Here is a 1,666-nt window from a genome sequence, read left to right as displayed (position 1 = left end):
GTACGGCAAAAGCGCTTGCGCAAGGMCAGGCCCCAGGCGCGGTTGATGCGGCTGCCAAACGGCGTGTGGATGATCAGTTGGGTGCCGCCGGACGCATCGAAAAACCGTTCCATGATCAATGTGTCCTGGGACGGCAAGGCGCTCAGGGCCTGGCGCGACCGGGCGAGGTAATCCAACAGTTGGTCGGCGCTGGCGACATTGAGACCCAGGGTGCCGGTAAGCCAGTCGAGGGCCGGTTGCAGGTCGCCGGGCGTGGCGCCGAGCAAGCTGTCCAATTGCCCTTGCAAGCGGGCCACGGCCACCGATAACTCGTTGCTGCGCCCGGGCGCTTCACCCAACCAGAACGGAATGGTCGGGGGTTGGCCCTGGGCGTCTTCGACCCGCACCTTGCCGGCTTCGACACGCAGGATGCGATAGGAGGTATTGCCGAGCTGGAAGATATCCCCGGCGATGCTTTCCACCGCAAAGTCTTCGTTGACGCTGCCGATATTCAGGCTTTGCGGCTCCAGCAACACGCTGTAGTCGGCGTTGTCGGGGATCGTGCCGCCGCTGGTTACCGCCGTGAGCCTGGCGCCACGGCGGCCACGCAGGGTGTGGGCCACAGCGTCGCGGTGCAGGTAGGCGCTGCGCATGCCCTGGCGGCCGTTGTAGCCCTCGCTGAGCATCTGCAAAAGGGCCTGGTAGTGGCGTTCATCCAGTTCGGCGTAAGGCGCGGCGCGGTGGATAAGCGCCAGCAGCGCCTGTTCCGGCCATTCCTGGGCGCTGACCTCGGCGATGATCTGCTGGGCCAGTACATCGAGCGGTGCCACCGGAATATGCAAGGTATCCAGCTCGCCACGGCGCACGCAGTCGAGCAGCGCGGCGCACTCGATCAGGTCGTCGCGGGTGGTGGCAAACAGGCGCCCCTTGGGCGTGCCACCGACCTGGTGCCCTGAACGGCCGACCCGTTGCAGGAAGCCGTTGATGGAACCGGGTGAGCCGATCTGGCACACCAGGTCCACTTCGCCGATATCAATCCCCAGCTCCAGGGACGCCGTGGCGATCAACACTTGCAGTTCGCCGGCCTTGAGGCGCTGTTCGGCATCCAGGCGCATCTCCTTGGCCAGACTGCCGTGGTGAGCGGCCACGGCGGTCTTGCCCAGGCGCTCGCTCAAGTGCCGGGCCAGGCGTTCGGCCAGGCGTCGGGTGTTGACGAATACCAGGGTGGTGCGGTGTTCACGGGCCAATTGCGCGAGGCGATCGTAGACCAACTCCCACACGTCGTTGGCCATCACCGCCGAGAGCGGCACCAGCGGCACTTCGATCGCCAGGTCACGGGGGCGGGCGTGGCCGATATCCACAATGGCGCAATCACGTTCGGTGCCAACTAAAAAGCGTGCGACGGCTTCGATGGGTTTTTGCGTGGCCGACAAGCCGATACGGGTCAATGGCTCGGCACACAGCCCTTGCAGGCGCTCCAGGCTCAAGGCCAAGTGGCTGCCGCGCTTGCCAGCGGCGATGGCGTGGATCTCATCGACGATCACCGTACGTGTGCTGGCGAGCATGTGCCGGCCGGAATCCGAGCCGAGCAGCACGTAGAGCGATTCAGGAGTGGTTACCAGGATATGCGGTGCGCGTTTGCGCATCTGGGCGCGGTCTTTTTGCGGGGTGTCGCCGGTGCGCACAG

Annotated in this window: 1 protein-coding gene; it reads right to left on the bottom strand. The window is 65.4% G+C overall.

What is annotated here, in order from left to right; genetic code table 11:
- Window positions 1-1,666 (bottom strand): DEAD/DEAH box helicase (locus tag BKD70_RS22190; RefSeq protein WP_139145785.1); only part of this gene is annotated, 1,666 nt, incomplete at both ends.

Origin of the sequence: Pseudomonas sp. BS-2016 (genome assembly GCF_001806145.1) — a bacterium.
GTDB classification, from domain to species: domain Bacteria; phylum Pseudomonadota; class Gammaproteobacteria; order Pseudomonadales; family Pseudomonadaceae; genus Aquipseudomonas; species Aquipseudomonas lundensis.
The sequence above is the reverse complement of the archived record's forward strand: the minus strand, read 5'-3'. Positions and strand labels throughout refer to the sequence as shown.